The 17106-nt window shown below is 36.8% G+C and carries 24 protein-coding genes; 11 read left to right on the top strand and 13 right to left on the bottom strand.

Going from position 1 to position 17106, the window contains the following annotated elements; all coding sequences use genetic code 11:
- The 4 genes from IEO70_RS04250 to IEO70_RS04235 form a co-directional block, all read right to left on the bottom strand.
- Positions 1-180 (bottom strand): HTH domain-containing protein (locus tag IEO70_RS04250; protein WP_328820863.1); only part of this gene is annotated, 180 nt, incomplete at its 3' end.
- Between the two features lie 206 nt (positions 181-386).
- Positions 387-557: a PH domain-containing protein gene (locus IEO70_RS04245; protein WP_190997112.1), complete on the bottom strand. Its 171-nt coding sequence runs from the start codon at positions 555-557 to the stop codon at positions 387-389.
- 108 nt (positions 558-665) lie between these two features.
- Positions 666-1013, bottom strand: coding sequence for a DUF5658 family protein (locus tag IEO70_RS04240; protein ID WP_190997111.1), 348 nt, complete (start codon positions 1011-1013; stop codon positions 666-668).
- 524 nt (positions 1014-1537) lie between these two features.
- Positions 1538-1912, bottom strand: a complete 375-nt coding sequence (locus IEO70_RS04235) for a MerR family transcriptional regulator (protein WP_190997110.1) — start codon at positions 1910-1912, stop codon at positions 1538-1540.
- A 259-nt stretch (positions 1913-2171) separates the two neighbouring features.
- On the opposite strand from IEO70_RS04235, the gene IEO70_RS04230 reads away from it, so the two are divergent.
- The gene (locus IEO70_RS04230; RefSeq protein WP_190997109.1) at positions 2172-2369 is read left to right on the top strand and encodes a DUF5316 family protein; all 198 of its coding nucleotides are present in this window, start codon (positions 2172-2174) and stop codon (positions 2367-2369) included.
- Between the two features lie 322 nt (positions 2370-2691).
- Here IEO70_RS04230 and IEO70_RS04225 read toward each other — a convergent pair whose 3' ends face one another.
- Positions 2692-2853, bottom strand: a complete 162-nt coding sequence (locus tag IEO70_RS04225; RefSeq protein WP_190997108.1) for a hypothetical protein — start codon at positions 2851-2853, stop codon at positions 2692-2694.
- 438 nt (positions 2854-3291) lie between these two features.
- Between IEO70_RS04225 and IEO70_RS04220 the strand changes: the two genes are divergently transcribed.
- From IEO70_RS04220 to IEO70_RS04185, 8 genes are all read left to right on the top strand, one after another.
- Complete coding sequence (locus tag IEO70_RS04220; RefSeq protein ID WP_190997107.1) at positions 3292-3747, top strand: LytTR family DNA-binding domain-containing protein; 456 nt, start codon at positions 3292-3294, stop codon at positions 3745-3747.
- Complete coding sequence (locus IEO70_RS04215; RefSeq protein WP_190997106.1) at positions 3748-4158, top strand: DUF3021 domain-containing protein; 411 nt, start codon at positions 3748-3750, stop codon at positions 4156-4158.
- Between the two features lie 55 nt (positions 4159-4213).
- Positions 4214-4633: a hypothetical protein gene (locus IEO70_RS04210; protein WP_190997105.1), complete on the top strand. Its 420-nt coding sequence runs from the start codon at positions 4214-4216 to the stop codon at positions 4631-4633.
- A 264-nt stretch (positions 4634-4897) separates the two neighbouring features.
- Entirely contained in the window at positions 4898-5434 is a 537-nt protein-coding gene (locus IEO70_RS04205; protein ID WP_190997104.1) for a dihydrofolate reductase family protein, read from the top strand.
- A 121-nt stretch (positions 5435-5555) separates the two neighbouring features.
- Positions 5556-5789: a hypothetical protein gene (locus IEO70_RS04200; RefSeq protein ID WP_190997103.1), complete on the top strand. Its 234-nt coding sequence runs from the start codon at positions 5556-5558 to the stop codon at positions 5787-5789.
- 158 nt (positions 5790-5947) lie between these two features.
- Positions 5948-6379 (top strand): hypothetical protein, encoded by a 432-nt coding sequence (locus IEO70_RS04195; RefSeq protein ID WP_190997102.1) that lies wholly within the window; start codon positions 5948-5950, stop codon positions 6377-6379.
- Positions 6380-6579: 200 nt separating this feature from the next.
- Entirely contained in the window at positions 6580-6798 is a 219-nt protein-coding gene (locus IEO70_RS04190; RefSeq protein ID WP_190997101.1) for a helix-turn-helix transcriptional regulator, read from the top strand.
- Between the two features lie 23 nt (positions 6799-6821).
- On the top strand, positions 6822-7202 hold the full coding sequence (locus IEO70_RS04185) for a hypothetical protein (RefSeq protein ID WP_190997100.1): 381 nt from the start codon (positions 6822-6824) through the stop codon (positions 7200-7202).
- Between the two features lie 136 nt (positions 7203-7338).
- On the opposite strand, the gene IEO70_RS04180 is transcribed toward IEO70_RS04185, so the two are convergent.
- Positions 7339-9276 (bottom strand): insertion element protein, encoded by a 1938-nt coding sequence (locus IEO70_RS04180; protein WP_190997099.1) that lies wholly within the window; start codon positions 9274-9276, stop codon positions 7339-7341.
- Complete coding sequence (locus IEO70_RS04175; RefSeq protein ID WP_190997098.1) at positions 9269-9499, bottom strand: hypothetical protein; 231 nt, start codon at positions 9497-9499, stop codon at positions 9269-9271. The genes IEO70_RS04180 and IEO70_RS04175 overlap by 8 nt, the downstream gene beginning before the upstream one ends.
- Before the next feature lie 499 nt (positions 9500-9998).
- Here IEO70_RS04175 and IEO70_RS04170 point away from each other — a divergent pair, with 499 nt between their 5' ends.
- Entirely contained in the window at positions 9999-10562 is a 564-nt protein-coding gene (locus tag IEO70_RS04170; protein ID WP_190997097.1) for a GNAT family N-acetyltransferase, read from the top strand.
- 59 nt (positions 10563-10621) lie between these two features.
- Here the strand turns inward: IEO70_RS04170 and IEO70_RS04165 are convergent, their stop codons facing one another.
- Positions 10622-11476: a manganese catalase family protein gene (locus IEO70_RS04165; RefSeq protein WP_190997096.1), complete on the bottom strand. Its 855-nt coding sequence runs from the start codon at positions 11474-11476 to the stop codon at positions 10622-10624.
- A gap of 187 nt (positions 11477-11663) precedes the next feature.
- A complete protein-coding gene (locus tag IEO70_RS04160) occupies positions 11664-12920 on the bottom strand; it encodes a dicarboxylate/amino acid:cation symporter (RefSeq protein WP_190997095.1) in 1257 nt (418 codons plus the stop codon).
- Positions 12921-13112: 192 nt separating this feature from the next.
- Between IEO70_RS04160 and IEO70_RS04155 the strand changes: the two genes are divergently transcribed.
- On the top strand, positions 13113-13844 hold the full coding sequence (locus IEO70_RS04155; RefSeq protein WP_190997094.1) for an alpha/beta fold hydrolase: 732 nt from the start codon (positions 13113-13115) through the stop codon (positions 13842-13844).
- Positions 13845-13877: 33 nt separating this feature from the next.
- Here IEO70_RS04155 and IEO70_RS04150 read toward each other — a convergent pair whose 3' ends face one another.
- From IEO70_RS04150 to IEO70_RS04135, 4 genes are all read right to left on the bottom strand, one after another.
- Positions 13878-14600: an amino acid ABC transporter permease gene (locus IEO70_RS04150; RefSeq protein WP_190997093.1), complete on the bottom strand. Its 723-nt coding sequence runs from the start codon at positions 14598-14600 to the stop codon at positions 13878-13880.
- Positions 14601-14613: 13 nt separating this feature from the next.
- Entirely contained in the window at positions 14614-15315 is a 702-nt protein-coding gene (locus IEO70_RS04145) for an amino acid ABC transporter permease (RefSeq protein WP_190997092.1), read from the bottom strand.
- A 95-nt stretch (positions 15316-15410) separates the two neighbouring features.
- Complete coding sequence (locus IEO70_RS04140; RefSeq protein ID WP_190997091.1) at positions 15411-16274, bottom strand: transporter substrate-binding domain-containing protein; 864 nt, start codon at positions 16272-16274, stop codon at positions 15411-15413.
- A 15-nt stretch (positions 16275-16289) separates the two neighbouring features.
- Positions 16290-17045, bottom strand: coding sequence for an amino acid ABC transporter ATP-binding protein (locus IEO70_RS04135; protein ID WP_190997090.1), 756 nt, complete (start codon positions 17043-17045; stop codon positions 16290-16292).
- Between the last annotated feature and the right edge of the window lie 61 nt (positions 17046-17106).

The raw sequence follows: 17106 nt of genomic DNA, 5'->3' as shown, positions 1-17106 counted from the left end.
TTCTACATCAAAGCCGCATTCCTCAAATATTTGCCTTGGAAACTTACCTTTATCATTCTCGGCAATAAATAGCAGTTTAAATTCTTCTGTATAGGTAATCCCCTTCGAACCGACAGATTTAACATAAGGATTACGAGAAAGTGCATTAATCTCTTTCTCTGTAAATGTCTTTGTACTCATTCTAGATTTTTCCCCGTTCTCATTTTTTCTTCATTATACAAAAAAGTACCCTATAGGTAGACTTTTTTATAATTGTCTACTCTATAGGGTACATTTTATAGTAGTCTTCCTAAATACCGAGTTTAATTTTAATTAATGTTTCGACAAGTTTATTCCTGAATTTCTATATGTGGACATCGTTTTTTTAATTCAGTGATAAACTCAGTCTAATTCTTTGGTGAAATCATAACGCTTCCGAGGGTTGCTGATTTATAAAATATTTCAATTCCCTGTTTAGATGATAAGATTCGATAACCAAAGAATATATCTTTCGTTGAAGAAGCCTTAGTTATAGTCTGGCTTATTCTTCTTCGATAAAATGAATGAGAAAGCCCCATGGAATGTATTTGTTGCAGTCAAATACCGGATAGATTACTTTAAGATGATAAAATAAACTTACTTTAATCACAAAGGGGAATAAAATGAAAGCAATAACAGTGTCACTTTTATAAATTTAGAAATATCCAAAATGTATGAATCCCCATGACGGCTATATAAAGCGATAAAGCAATGATCGCAAGCCATGTTACTACTGCAGAATTAGGCGGTATTTTGGTTGATAAATAAATGAATAACAATCCCCAAACAATCTTCCAAGCGTACATAAACAGCACAGTAACTTCTATCGCTTCTCTCATAAATGGATTGGCTTCTTCAATCAAACCTAAGTGCGTACCAATGTGCGTACAAACCGCATCTATCATAGATAAAACAAATAAAATCACAGCTAATATCACAATCAAAGGTGTCTCGCTACTTCTATTACTTTTAATTTTCTCTGAAATAATTGACATAAAACCCTCCCTTTTAAAATTATTGAAACAAACACCTTCATTTTGCTCATATCAGTCAATTATGACATGGTGATTACGATGATTACCTAACTCCACAATTCAAGGAATTTCGCAGTTCAAAGTCAGACTTAATGCTTATTCAGGAACGATAGAAGATGCTTTCACCGGCACTGCTTCAGGAGTAATGGGAGCTTATAAAGAAGAGCATGAAGACGTTATTGAAACATCAAATGAGGTAAACAGTGAAAGAAGAAAAGAATTTTTACAATACATTGAAGCCTTATGTAACTGAACAATCAGCTAATCGAGAAATATATGACGATGAATTCGGTGAAATTCTATATTTATACTTATAATATAGAAGCCTTAATAGAAAAATATGATGTTCAAACACAATAAGCTCCTTAAGATTTTCTAGCATGCACAAAAGCCCCCACCGCAAACCAAGTGAGTGATGGGGGCAAACTCATCCACAACTCTATGTTCTCACGCCGGATTAACTGCGAACCGACAATAAACACTTGTTACTCCATCTCCCCTAATCTATTTATAAAATCAGCCCGCAGGCTCTCAAGCTCCTTTTTAATCATCGTTAAATCACGAAGTTTCCTCTCCACCTCCTCAATCCTTTTTTCTCCATATTGCATACTTCGCTCAAGCTGTTTCTTTCCGTTCGGATCAACTTCAAACAGCGTAATCATGTCCTTAATCTCCTCTAGCGAAAAACCGAGCTGCTTGCCGCGCAAAATCAGCTTAATGCGCACAAGCTCCCTGTTTGCATACATCCGCTGTCTGCCACTAGTGTTCCTTCTCGGCTGCAACAGCCCAAGCTCCTCGTAATAACGAAGCGTTCTTGCTGTTACCCCAAATTGCTCAGCTACTTGCGAAATCGTATACACCTTGCATCACCTTTCCCTTCGGAGTTAGTTGAAGTGTAACATTGACATAAAAGTAAATTTCAATAACCTCTTATACAAATACATTTCGATTTCCTGCGCTCAACTCCTGCAAAATAAAGCGCCTTCTTTATTGCAATTCCCGACACAAAGTACTTAGAAAAAACGACACCCGCGCATTCTTTGAAAATTAAGATAAATGACACGAAACAAATTCATGCTTACAAACTTAAATATTATTATGAATTGAAGGAGGACATAAATGTTGAAGTTATTTATTATTGTTGGTGTAATTGCCATTAGCATTTCTGGTATTTTTATCGGGGCTTGGACAGACGGACAACAACAAAGAGCTAATTTTCATTCTGAAACAGAAGACCATCGGAATTTCAGAACGAAAATAGCAATGATTTCTGGATTAGTTGGATTAATTTCTCTTGGAATAGCAGGATTAATATAATTTTTATAAGAAAAACCGTCACCGGTCCTTTTTTAACATGATTATGCTACTTAGATTCGCCTCGTTGAAAAAGGAGCCATGCGGGAGGACTAAGACGAACCGAACGAGAAACCCGGTTTTGGTTTCTTGGGCGGGGTAGGTAAAGGGAACATCGGCTAAAGGCGCCACGTCCTGTGGCAACGCCGATATGACCTACATCCTGTAGGCCTCCGAGCATGGCAGGTGTAAGGTTAGACAGCTATCTACGTCCAAAGATATACTTTCTCTTTTTTCAAAAAAGACTTTCCACGACCAATATCGGGAAAAGTCTTGTATAAACGTCTTATTTTCCTTTTCGTCCCTGCTTGGAGTTACGGTTGAACCCTTTCGCAGGATTTTCATTCTCACCGCCGGCAAACTCTGTCGAGAACTCGGTTTCTCGCAAATTCTTCTTCGGTGTTTTGCTCGTTTTTTCAGCTGTATTGTATTCGGCTTTACGTTTCATGTTGAACCCTCCTTATCTCCTCCTATTATTTAACGAGAGCCGTTGTTTCATGCCTGACTCCTCTAAAAATAAGTAACCGGCCCTTCGCTCATCTTGCTTCCTGGCATAGTCAAGAGGCTTTTCACCGGAATTCTTCCACTTTTACATTTAATTCGTCTACTTTTAAAAACAATTCTTCTACTTTTGAAATTAATTCGTCCGATATCTATTTAATTCTTCCAAATTTCCATTTAATTCTTCTGCTTTCTGAAATAATTCATCCGTCAACCAAACACCCTATACAATTCCTTCCATGCACGTTACCATTAAATTTATACATTTCAGCCTTCACTTCCAGTCACTCACCGATATCCGCAAGACGCAGATTGATTTCCTCTATACAATAAAGATGTACAACAGAGAGCAATCAAATATCTTATAGAAAGGAGTGTCCACTATTTGAAGCTTTTCTTGAACATAGACAAAGCATTACATGAAACAAAGGTGACCATCGAAAGTCCGGAATTAGATGAAGAGATACAAGAACTGATGGATTTCATCCGCAGCAAAGAGCAGCCGTTTTTGATCGGGAAAAAAGGTGAAATGCAACATTTCTTGAAACCGGCTGACATTCACTATTTCCACACTGAACAAGAACGAGTTATCGCAGTCACCAAAACAGGTTCCTTTACCGTTAGAGAAAAATTATATGAACTTGAATCAATGCTTCCCTCAACGAAGTTCATTCGATTGTCCAAATCCGTCATCGCGAATTTGCATGAGTTGAGCCATTTCGAAGCCTCATTCAACGGCACGCTCTGCGTTTATTTCAAATCTGGGAAAAAAGAGTACGTGTCACGGACTTATGTACCCTTGATAAAAGAAACGATAAAATTGAACAGGAGGAAAGATTAAATGAAAGCATTTGTATCACGTAGCTTAATCGGCATTTTCTTTGGCAGCTTCATCGCTTTACTTTTAGTCAATATCAATGTGTATTTCAGCGAATCTAATATTATTGACAAAGGTTTACTTTTACAAAACTCGATTGCTTCCGTACTTCTCGGCTGGTTCTTCACAGTCAGTCCTTTATATTTTGAAATGAAGCGCTTAAAACTATCTCAGCAAACAATTCTTCATTTCCTAACCGTCATCAGCTTATATTTCATCTTAGCCATCGCAGTCGGTTGGATCCCATTTACGATAACTTCTTTTATGCTCTCACTCTTAATCTTCATCGCCATCTATATCATCATTTGGATCGCCTTTTATCTTTATTTTAAAAATCAAGTAAAGAAAATGAATGATGACCTAAACAAAATTTGATTTTTTCAGGAAACTTAATAGATTTCCTTTCGTATATAAACAAGGAGGTGAAACTATGTTACATAGTATTTCAACTCGGGGAAGATTTATAATTGCTGCAATGCTGGTTGGTTTAGTCGGCGGATTCCTCGCAATCTTCATTCCGATTATTTATAGCGAAACCGTCTATTTCAACCGTGAAGCCATCATCTGGTACATTCCGTCAAAAAACTTTTGGCTGCTCGCTCTTTCCGTTGCCATTATTGTTCTGATTTTAATTTTGCTCGCTTTCAAACGCAACGTCATAACATATATTGCATCTGCCATCATGGTTGCCGCTTCAATCTTTATCGGCTATACATCTTTTTTAAGCGTAACCATCATTGACGAGGAATATCTGTATATAAAAGATGTTTTCGAGGAAACGACCTTCCTCTGGTCCGAAATTAACGAAGTTGTTCTCTATTATGAAAAAGAAACGGGCTTTGAAGAATAACGGGTTCTGTTTTGAAGTACAAAAACATAATTAACATCTTATTTAGCACTTAAAATAACACAAGAAAAAGTACAGTGGTTCGCTGTACTTTTTTATATATAGTTTGAATTTTTAAAATATTTTATGGAAATTAGTGTTAAATTTTAAATGAATAATTGGTCAAGTTTAAACTAACGGGGCAGTTTAGTGGAAGAAGAATTCCATATCGAATATAATTTAGTTATAATCCAAACGAATGTATATTCCCATTCGAAGGAGGATTTTATGATTAACAAACGAAATTTAGTGTTATTTATTGCTTCGAGTTTAGATGGATATATTGCTACAAAAGATGATTCTCTTGAATGGCTACTCAATGTGGATGGTGAAGGTGATAACGGGTATTCAGAGTTTTATGAATCCGTGGATACGATTTTACTTGGTAAAAGGACTTTCGATTGGATTATGAAACAAGATACAGAGGAATTTCCGTACAAAAATAAAAAATGCTACGTATTTACTAAATCTTCCATCGAGGATACCGAGGATGTAAAATTTATTAATGAAGATGTAACAAAATTTGTTGAAAAACTAAAAAGCCAAGATGGAAAAAATATTTGGATTGTTGGTGGAGGAGAATTGTTACATTCTTTTATAAAAGAAAAATTGGTTGATGAACTCATCATAACGATTGCCCCAACTATACTCGGTAATGGTATTCCGTTATTTAAAGAGGGAGATTATCAATTAGACCTTACATTGGAAGGAACGAGGAAATACAATCAGTTTGTAGAACTCCATTATGTAATTAAAAACCAATAAAACTCTCATTAACGGAGGCTATACTTTATATCAGGGCTGTTAATCAGCTCTTTTTTCATATTCCATAAACGGGGCAGGTTAGTTGAATAAAGAGGATTTAAAGGAAAGGGTGTTATAAAAGGTGGACTTGTTATTCTGGATAGCTATTGGTTTCATAATAATCGGATTTGTTGTTCTCGCTTATATGAAAAAAGGTATGGAAAGTAAGGTCGCTTTTATAAAAGCAAATATGGAAGACGAGGAAAGTTCAAAGGCTAAAGCAAAATCGGTAATTTGGTGGATAGTGAGTATCACAGCTTGGGGAATAGTGAGTATGAATCTTGTGGTTTGGTGTTTTAAGAATTATGTTGGATAACTATTAGTTTCAAATGTATTTAAACTAACGAGCCGTTGTTTCAGGAATGATTAATGCTCTTTTATATTGAACTTCTTATGGAAGTAAAGGGGCAGTTTAGTTGAACAAGGTATTATTCAACTTAGCAAAGGATTTATTTATATTGGAGGGGAATTAATATGAATGATGAACAGCAAAACAAAATAGAAGAATTAGAGGGGAAAATTTATTCTTTAGAAAAGAGTTTAATGCGTCTTTCTATCTTAATGGAACCTAATTCAAAATACCCATACTGGCATAAACTTCTTTCTCTAGGTATTTTTGAAGAAGATAAAAAGAAACTTGAATATATTATGTTCCATCTATCAAGCCGTTTAAACCAAGAACAAGATTCTTTAAGGATAGATACAGAATACCCATCTGAGTTGTTTGAAAAAGATTTACCGACTTTAAATCAAACAATTGCTATAATTTCATCTACTTTAAATATAAAATATGAAGAAATTATTCAAGAAATCCTCTTATGTATGTATCAACAAGGTATGTTCAAAAAACTAATTAGTTTTCTATTTCCAGAAGAAGTAAAGAAACTAGATGTTGTTGAATTGTGAAACTTTTTACTTAAAGTAACGGGGGCTTTACTCCAATATCGAGGGCTGTGTGTGATCAGCTCTTTTTTTGTTATGCCGCTAACGAAGCAGGTTAGTGGAAGAAGGAAAATACCTTTCTCTGTAAACATATCTTTACAGAGAAAGGTATTTTTTGTAATATGTATGTAAAGATATCTTTACGTATTAAAGGAGGATTGATAATGAGAGTAATAAATCACATTAGAGAAATTCGTCAGAAAAAAGGAATTACGCAAGTTAAAATGGCTGAAGATCTTCAAATAACACGCCAAACTATAAACGCAATAGAGAAGAATAAGTATAATCCTAGTTTAGAACTTGCACTAAAGCTAATTGAATATTTTAATGTACCAATCGAGGAATTGTTTTATTTAGATCGTTCTAATGAGGAAAAGAATTAGATGACAACAAGGGGGAAAGAGAAATGAAAACCATATTATATCGAATTGCTTGGATTATCTTTGGTGGGATTATTGGTTCAATAATAGTATTTTTAGTGAAAGGAACCTTTCCGATTGAGGTTTTAGCCGGATTTTTTACAGGAGGACTTATACTTTTCGTTGCTGTTGTTATCCTAAAAATGAAAAGAAGAGATAACATCCCAAGTTCTGACGAACGCATAATTAATAATATAAAACAGTTTTTACTATATGCACAAATGTTGGCGTTTGCCGGTTTAGCTGTTTTTGTTTTTCTTATGGATGTTATAGGTCAAGGGGCTATACCAACTCTATATATGTATATTTATTTATTGATGGTCGTTGTCATTATTGGGATTGGAGGCTATATTACTAAAAAGATGTAGCGTTTCTAATAAATATTCTTATTCCACTAACTGGGGCTTTAGTTGAAGAAAACATAAAATGAGAAACCGACTCGAAACAAAAATTTGAGTCGGTTTTGTTTGTAAATCTAAATCAGTGTCATTTTCTAGCGGCCTTTTATCGTTTGTATATAATGTCTTCCCATTTATATGCCTTGTTTGCGATTCCTAAATGTTGTGCCGGAGTCTTTTCTGAATCTCCGATTTTAACAGGTTGACAAAAGTTATAAAAGGTACGGAGAATCGTAATGCTCATCTGTGCATATTTGGGGTTGAAGTTACTGTAAATATAGGATTTCCCATCACCACGAGAAGTTACCAATGGTCTTTCTAATACAGAAATGCATCTTCGTATTTCCTGTAAAAAGGCATTAACGGAGTTATCGTTAACTTTATCAATAAATTGGGCAAAGATCCCAGTCGGTAGATGCGTCATATCAGTCAAACAATCGATTATTCTTTTTCCTCTATCTTTCATACCAAGTGGATGTTCAATGGGGTTTTTTGCATAACAATTGTAGGTATCTCCATATAATGTGGAATTCTCCTTATGGAATTTGTGAGCCTTAAGTTGTTCTTCTAAGAAGTAATATGCTAAAAGCTGCACATCTTTTTCTTCAATACCTTTTGATTTTCCCCATTCCCTTAAATCTCTAATTGATTGAATATATTCCTTAAATGCGTCAGCTCGTGAAAGAGACTTATTAACTCTGCAAATAAATAAATAAGCATATTTTTTCTTTATTTCTTCCGTAAAGATACGATTTATTGAAGTAGTCAATGAATTATCATCATCTGTGATAAAACGCCACTTAGGAGATTTAATCATTTGTTTAATTAGCCAGAGGTGTGCCATTGTTGTATAAGTCTGATTAACGTGTAATCCATCAACATATACAAACCTCATATTATATTCCTCTAGCTGCCGAAAATACTCTTCCATTGTTTGTGTATCATTTTGAGTGGGCTTTATTGGGTGTAAGCCGTATTGATTAAAACGAGCATTTTTACTTAAAAAGTCATTTAAATGATCGTCTTTGTAAAATAAGGTATCGCCTAAAATTTGTTGTTTTGCGATTTCCCAATCAAAACAAACATCGGCTCTAAAAACATACCGGGAATGGTGTTCACTACTAATCACGACTTGTGTTGGTAATTGTTTTTCCGCTGAAGAAGGCTTAGACTTAATAGATTCTCCCTTTTTCCTAACATTGTTCAATACATACATCATCTTATCGGTATTAACCCATATTTCATCAAATGGCTTCTTCTCAAAAGCTTTCGTTTCCCTGGTCTCTAAGAATTCTAGGCAACATCGATATAACCATTCAAGTTTAGAATAATAAGTACCTCGACCTATTTTTAATAAATGGCAAGTTCTAGACACAGCAACGTGATTAATTAAGTGATCTGCAAATTTAACTAGTACATCATTTCTTTGCTGGTGATAACCTGTATTACGTTTCTTATCAGGCAAAACATTAGTAAATTTTTTACAAGTTTTACACTGATACCGTTGTGAATTCGAGGTGCTAGTCCCCCTTTTGTAAAAGTCTTTTGGATTTAAAAAAGGCGTTGTCTCTAAAGAGCACGTTTCTTTATGAAAAACATAGTCAGGTTTAATTGGTACAATAGTGTTAATTCGGTTTAATCGTTCAATTTCAGTAGCCACTGACCAATTTGATTTAGTACGTGTTGTACAATTCAGTGAGGGAATTCCATCTTGATTCCGATTATCATTTCCGCATATGATGACCTTTTCGGCATCATTACCCGACAATTTATACCTCTTAGCTTTTCCTTTGTAATTCATTTGTTCCAAGCCATAATGTTTACAAAATGGATTCGCACAATGATTGACTTGTATTGTGTAGATCTTCCCATTTAACTCGATTTTAACAGGTTGAAAAATCCCTTTACTAAAGCGTGTTCTGAATTGTTTTGGTGACAATTTATCATATAAATCGTTTCTTTCGTTTAATTCATCTTCCGAAAAAGGACTTTCAATCCGCATTAGTTCATCATTTGTAGCAGCCAATCGCTTCATCTTACTCATCAGTTAAACCAAACTCCCTCTTAATTCGGATATTATTTCTTAAAGAATTAATATGTTCAATAAATCCTTCATCCTCCAATAAATTTTGAAGGAATTCTTCTAATACTTGGCTATCTGTCAAACCGGTATAAACGGCATAATGATTAATTAGTTTACGGGTTTTTTCGGATAGTCTATATTCGATTGGTTCCACTTTCGAGTATTTAGGTTCTATGAATTTCATTGTTCTCACTTCCTTTTAAGTAAATTAACACAACATTTAATTCGAGTGGAAAAAAGATTATGTATTCGCAGCGTTACAGAACTTTCTGTAACATCACTTCTTAATGTGCGAATTGGTATGCCAAAAAGGATACTAATACTCAAAGAATCCATTTATATCAATAAAAAAAGGGTATCCAAATCATTGCGATTTGATACCCTTTTTCATATACTTTTTTAAATTTTGTACTCGAAAACAGAACCCGTTATTTGAAGAATATGCGTTTATATTGGACGACGGCTCGCAAATTATTTTATGGAACAATCCGCACTTGAAAGCTGAAGCACCAGCCTTATACAGCATCTTCCAAACGTACGATATTGCCTATTCTGCTCAACCAGCGCCATAATACATCGAACGTAAATTTCATTTATTTCCCAATACATACTTCCTCCTTTAAACGTTAAACTTACTGTGTAATCAGTCATGATTTAAAGGTTTGAAAGGAAGTTAAACAATAATGATTCGTTTTGCAGACAAGAAAGAAGGCAAAGAAATTGTCACTCTTTTATGGGAAATATTCGAAGAGATGGAGCTGCCGCTTTTAGAAAAAATCCATAAAGATACATTGACTAATATGATTGCAGAAGCTTTTTTGGATCCTAACTATCGCTACAGTTACAAGCACGGTTTAGTATATGAAGTTGACGGTGAAATTGCAGGGGTCATCTACGGCTATCCCGCTGAAGTTGAACAACTCATTGATCAGCCGTTTCAAGATATTTTATTAAAAAATGGCTACCACCCGGAAGAAATACTATTTGTGGACAGAGAGACTTTTCCAAATGAGTGGTATATTGATTCGCTTGTCGTTAAAGATACACACAGAGGATTAGGTATCGGTTCCCTACTAATTGAAGAAATGAGCCGGCTTGCCAAAAGCGAAGGCTACCAAACAGTCGGACTGAATGTCGATTTGGCGAACCCGAAAGCGAAAGAGCTTTACTCCAAACTTCAATTCAAAAAAGTAGGAGATATCGTCATCAGCGGCCATCAATATGATCATATGCAGAAAACTTTATAATAAAAAAATCGCAACAATACTAAATAGATTGTTGCGATTTACTAGTTACTCCCTCCTGATCAGCAATTACTAGGAGGAATCATATCATTCTTAAGAAGAGAAGGACGTGTATTGTGGATATAAGGCGGAGCAGGAGCTAATACTGGCTTGTCAGCTAACGGTTTTGGACTTTCAACGTATTTGAAGGTGCCCTCCCCATCAAGACTTCTTCCATTTGCCCATCTGCCTTTTGCACTTTCGTTGCCTTTTGAGAAGTTGAATAGCGTATAGGAAACTTCACGTTTTTCCAGTTCTCGCGGGAAAGTACTCGGCACAACGATATTCTCTTTTGCCTCCAGTTCTTGAATGGCTGCTAACCATTGGTTTTGATGCATTGTATCTCGAGCGATTAACCACGACAACATATCTCTTACACCTTTATCCGCCGTTGCTTCATACACCCTTACTGCCTGCAATCTTCCTTGAGATTCGGCATTTAAATTGGCTCTGAAATCAGCAAGCAAATTACCGCTCGCCGCAATATAATCGGCTTTCCAACGGTTTCCGACACTATCTGCCGGCATCGCTCCCAATCCTGAAACAATAATATGCTGCGGATTCATTCCGCCGAGAATGGCGCCGACAATCGGATCTTTGGCGGCTTCTTCTTGTTCTTGTACCGGCGCTCCATCCAATAACCGTGCAATCATCGTCGCCAGCATCTCAATATGAGCAAGCTCTTCCGTTCCAGTGTCCATCAGCAAATCTTTATATTTCCCATTTCCACGAACATTCCAGCCTTGGAAAAGATATTGCATAGCGACAGAGATTTCTCCAAACTGCCCTCCTAATAACTCTTGCATATACTTTGCAAGAATAGGGTCCGGTCTCTCCGGTTTCGCATTATACTGAAGCTCTTTTATATGATAGAACATAATCTCACCCCTATTAAAATGTAACTGCACATTATCATATGATAGAGTGCTTCAAGAGGTCAGACTCTTTGTCCCGGTTTCTTCTAAAACTAAACTGTTTCCGTATAGAACGAAACATAAAATAAATCCCAAGTGATTGTATCTTCACTTGGGACAATTTTTTTCTAGTAATATATACGGTTTAGAATCACGCTGCTTTCAATGATTTCTTCAGCCAATTCTTTCCTTCTACCAAACGGGTTACCATCATCGCACAGACAGTATTTCCTGTACTATTCAGCAATGTTGCTGGTGCATCAATGATCGTAGAGATTACAGCAATTAACGGCAGTGCTTCAACCGGGAAGCCAAACACACTTAAAATTAGCATTTCACCAATCATGCCGCCGCCTGGAATCGCCCCCATGACAGCTCCTACCAAGAATGAAACAGCAAAGATGGTCAATATGCTTGTAAAGCTGGTCATATCTTTGCCGAACAAGGTAAATAAGAAGACGATTTTAAACACACCCCCAAGGACAGAACCATCCTTATGTGTATTGGCGCCAAGCGGGATTACCGTTTCAGCAATATCCAGAGGCACACCCATCTTTTTAGTAGACGCCAGGTTGACCGGAATCGATGCAGCACTTGAACAAGTCGCTACCGCGGTAACGGAAGGAGGCAGTACGTTTTTCCAAAATATATTCACGCCAAGCTTCCCGCCGGCCATAAAGGCATACAGCGTAAAGAAACCGATAAAATAGATGATAGTTAGAATAAGATATAAAATAAATGTTCGAGCATATCCTTCAAGAATAGATGCCCCCAAATCTCCGACAACGGACGCGAAATAACACCCTAAACCGATTGGTGCATAATACATGATGAATGACACCATTTTCATCATCACTTCTGTTCCCGATGTCAGGAAGGCAGCAATTGGTGCACCCTTTTCTTTGGAAACAGCTGTTGCCAATCCAAACAAGATGGAAAAGATAATCAGCTGGAGCATATTGCTTTTGGATAATAACATGGAGAAGTCTGAAACGGTCACTGTTTGCACAAGTTTATCCAGGAAGGAAATTTCCTCTATTACTTCAACTGTGTCAGTGGAAACCATTGCCTCCTTAATCGCTTGAACATCTGTTCCTTCAAGCGGATTCATGACAGATACACCTACTATGCCAAGCACGGCAGAAATTGTCGCTGTGAAAAGGAAAACGACAACGATACTAAGCATGATTTTCCCAAGTCTCTTCATGCCATTCATGTTAGCGATTGCAGAAGCGATACTGAAGAAAACAAGAGGTACGATAATAACGAACATCATGTTCAAGAACAAGTCCCCGAACGGTTTCACAACAGAAGCATCCGTACCAAAGACAACCCCTGCTATCCCGCCAATCGTAATCCCGATCAGCAATAAAATAGTTAACTTATAATTTGCCCAAAAGTTTTTCATGAAAAATTCTAAAACCTTTCTTCATAATTTCAATTTATTACTACGAAATACATTATATTATAAAAATAAACATTAACCTAAAATATGAAATTGTAAAATAATTCGGAAACAAAAAGAAACAAAAATATCCAGTCCAACAGCAATTTCTACATATGATAAAATAAGCATGCAAAAAGAAAAGCGAGGAACCTTATGAAAAAAATACTCAAGGTTAGTTTAATCACATTATTAATTATTGGTGTTCTAGGATTTGCGGGCTTTTATTTTTGGTCGCAGCAAACATACAATGCTTCAGAGGAACTTCATACTTACGTAAAAACCGATGACATTCAGCAGGAAGAAAATTGGCTTGTTTTTGAACCGGCTGAGCAGACCAAAGGCGGAGTCATTATTTATCCGGGCGCAAAAGTAGAGCCGAAAGCTTACAGCTACTACGCACAAGACTTGGCAGACAGCGGCTATACTGTCATTATACCGAAAGTCACTTTCAACTTCGCTATTTTTGATGTCGACCAGGCGAGTCTCATCATGAAAGAGTTCAGCGAAATTGACAACTGGTATGTCGGCGGCCACTCACTTGGCGGTGTAGCAGCCGCTTCCTATGCGTATGATCATCCTGAAGAGATTAGCGGAATTATCTTTTTAGCTTCCTATCCGAGCGACAGCGATGATTTTTCTAAAACGGAAATACCGATTCTCTCCCTTTATGCCGAGCATGACGGCTTAACAACGTTAGAGAAAATAGAGGATACTAAACATTTATTGTCACCGAAAACCACTCTATATGAAGTAAAAGGCGGAAACCACGCCCAATTCGGCATGTACGGGAAACAAAAAGGCGATGGCGAAGCCACAATATCCGCAAAAGAACAACAAGATGAAATCGTTCTGCAAACGGTTCAATGGCTAAATGCGGCTAGTTAAAGATAATCCTTAGACATACAAAAACAGACCTTCTCAGCTAGTTATGGTGGTCGGTTTGTATTTATGTGCACTTAAATGTTTTTCTAAATAGTAGAACATTAGTTCAAGTAGCAAACAAACAATCCAATATATAATGGATGCAACAACATACATTTCCAAGAAATTATACCCTTTGTTCGCAATCATTTTTGAAATCGCCATGATTTCAACAACTTTCACAGCAAACGCAAGCGATGTTGATTTAATGAGGTTAATAAAAATATTTCCCATATTAGGCAAAGCCATCACAATCATTTGCGGGAACACAATGCGGCGCAATCCTTGCCAAGTGGTCATCCCTACGCTATGACATGCTTCCATTTGACCGGATGTAATCGAATTTAAAGACGCTCGGAAAATCTCTGTCGTATAGGCAGCAGCATTCATGGAATAAACAATAAACGCATACCATAACGGCGAAATGTTGTCTGCATTCCATTTTGTTTCCCAAGTTGCATTCACCCAATCAAGTAACTCCGGAATGCCATAAAAGAATACGTATAGCTGCACAAGAAGCGGCGTACCGCGAATAAATGATACAAAGACCGTTGTCAATTGATTCAATATCGGCACTTTATAAATACGTGAAAGTGCCATACCTAATCCAATTAATGAACCAATAACAATCGATACGGCAGCAATAAGTAGCGTAATCGGCACGCCTTTTAATACGTCGGGAAAATGTTCGATTGCAAAACTTATATCAAAAACAGTCATCTTTCTTTTCCCCCTACGCTTTCGCTACATTTATATGCCCTTTTTTAAAGCGCTTTTCAAGTTGATGAATCATAACTTCAATTGCAGCACATGTCGCCCAATAAACAATCGAAATGACAACGTACACTTGGAATAATCCAAGACCGTAATTATTGCCGATTATTAAACGAACTTGCCCCATAATATCAATAACGCCAATTGTAAAAGCAAGCGTTGTATCCTTTAATAGTTCAATGATGGTGTTCCCCATATTCGGCAAGGCCAGCACAAAGGCCTGTGGCAAAATAACCCGACGCAAAGCCTGCTGATAAGTCATTCCTACGCTATAGCAAGCCTCTAATTGTCCCTCACCAACCGCTAAATAGGCAGAACGAATCACTTCTGCCAAATATGCAGAAATATGCAAGGCGAAAGTGGCAATTGCAAAGATTAATGGTGTGACATCATTAATATAAATACCAAAAAACGATAATAACTGTGGCAATCCGAAATATATTAAAAACAGTTGCACCAATAGAGGCGTACATCGAGAAAAAGAGATAAACACAGCCATGAGTTGATGCAATACCGGAAACTGTTTAATGCGAATAATTGCGATAAATGTACCGAGAATAAGTCCCACAATTAACGAAGCAACCAGCATAAAAATCGTTACCGGCAAACGTTCCAAAACTTGCAGAAACAGCTCGCCCCAATTATGAATAGAAGAATCCATTTTTACTCCTTTCCGATAACTGAGAGCCTTGTCTTACACTCTCAGTTATCGCGCTTAATTCTAATGGAGACGAAAAAATGCCATGTCACCGACTATTATTTCCCGTCGAATTTATATTGTTCTTGATTGATAAATTCTAAATCCTGGAAAAAATCAACCACAAACCATTTTTCAGCGAGCTCGGATAACGTGCCGTCTTCTTTAAGTTCTTTTGTTGCTTCATTAATTGCTTGTTGAAGCTCTTCATTTTTCTTGTTATATACAATAAAGACTGGTTCCTTTGATACAATCCCGCCTACCTTGATATCCAAGTTCAGCTCCTCTTGAATAGCATTAAATGTTGAAACATTTAAAAACACCGCATCGTATTTTCCTTCTGCTAATCCTTTTAAGTTATCCGCATTTGAAGGACTCTCGATTGTGTCAATTTCAACAGCTTTATCCGGATTATTCTCATTGTAGCTGTTCAAAATCGTACGAAGGCCTCCACTAGGAGCCATCGGAGCAAGTTTTTTGCCTTGCAAATCCTCAAATGTCTTAATATCATCGGTATCTTGTCGCGTAATCAGTGCGGTCATCGAGTAACCGTACTCCGGATCACCATATAAAAATTTTTCTTCGCGCTCAGGATTTTTGAAGAACCAGTTAATCGCAAAATCAAACTTATTAGTGCTTACACCAATTAGATTGCTCTCCTCTTCGCCAAACTGATACTCGAATTCATATTTCCCGTCCAGCTTCTTCTCAACTTCTTCTAAATAGTCGATATCGTAACCGATAGGACTATTTTTATCATTTGTAGATAAAAATGGCGGGTTTACTTCATCGCTCAATGCAACCTTTACAATTTCCGCACCATTTTCGGACGTCGCTTTTTCGTCTGAAGCGCTGCAACCAGCTAAAATTACCCCTGCCAAGCCTAATACTGCCGCAAATGTACTTACTTTTTTCCGTTTCATTTCTCGATCTCCCTTTTATATAAGATATTCTGGTTCTTTATTCAATCTACTTAAAAACTGCTTTGTTCGCTCTTTCTTCGGGTGAACAATAACCTCTTCTGGAGTGCCTTCCTCTACAATGTATCCGCCATCCATAAACACTACGTGATTGGATACTTCGCGGGCAAATTCAATTTCATGTGTTACTACAATCATCGTAATGCCTTCGCGAGCAATTGTTTTCATTAAATTCAAAACTTCTCCCACCATCTCCGGATCAAGAGCTGAGGTAGGCTCATCAAATAAAATAACATCAGGATTTAACGCAAGTGCGCGTGCAATCCCTACTCGTTGTTGCTGTCCACCGGATAAGCTCGATGGATACTCATCTCTTTTTTCCGACAATCCCACTTTCTCCAACAGGTTTTCAGCCACTTGTTTAGCGTCTTCTTTCCCGCGATTCTGGGCAACAATTAGCCCTTCTGTAATATTTTCTAAAACCGTCTTGTTTTGAAACAAATTATAGTTTTGGAACACCATCGCAGTTCTTCGACGAAGCTTCAATATATCGCGTTTCGTTGGTTTGGTCGCATCAATCGAAATTTCTTCACCAATTTGAATGATCCCCTTATCCGGCTTTTCTAAAAAATTGATACATCGAAGAAATGTTGTCTTGCCAGATCCAGAAGGGCCAATAATCGTTAAAACATCCCCTTTTTTCACTTCCATATCAATGCCCTTTAACACTTCATGATCTTTAAATTTTTTGTGTATATCAGTTAATCGGATCATGCCTTCACCTCCTACTGTAAAAACATACGCACTTATTTTTAGAATATAATGACAATTTATC

The organism is Peribacillus faecalis, from assembly GCF_014712675.1.
GTDB lineage: Bacteria > Bacillota > Bacilli > Bacillales > DSM-1321 > Bacillus_AD > Bacillus_AD faecalis.
Note: the sequence above shows the minus strand (reverse complement) of the source record. Positions and strands in the feature narration are given on the sequence as shown.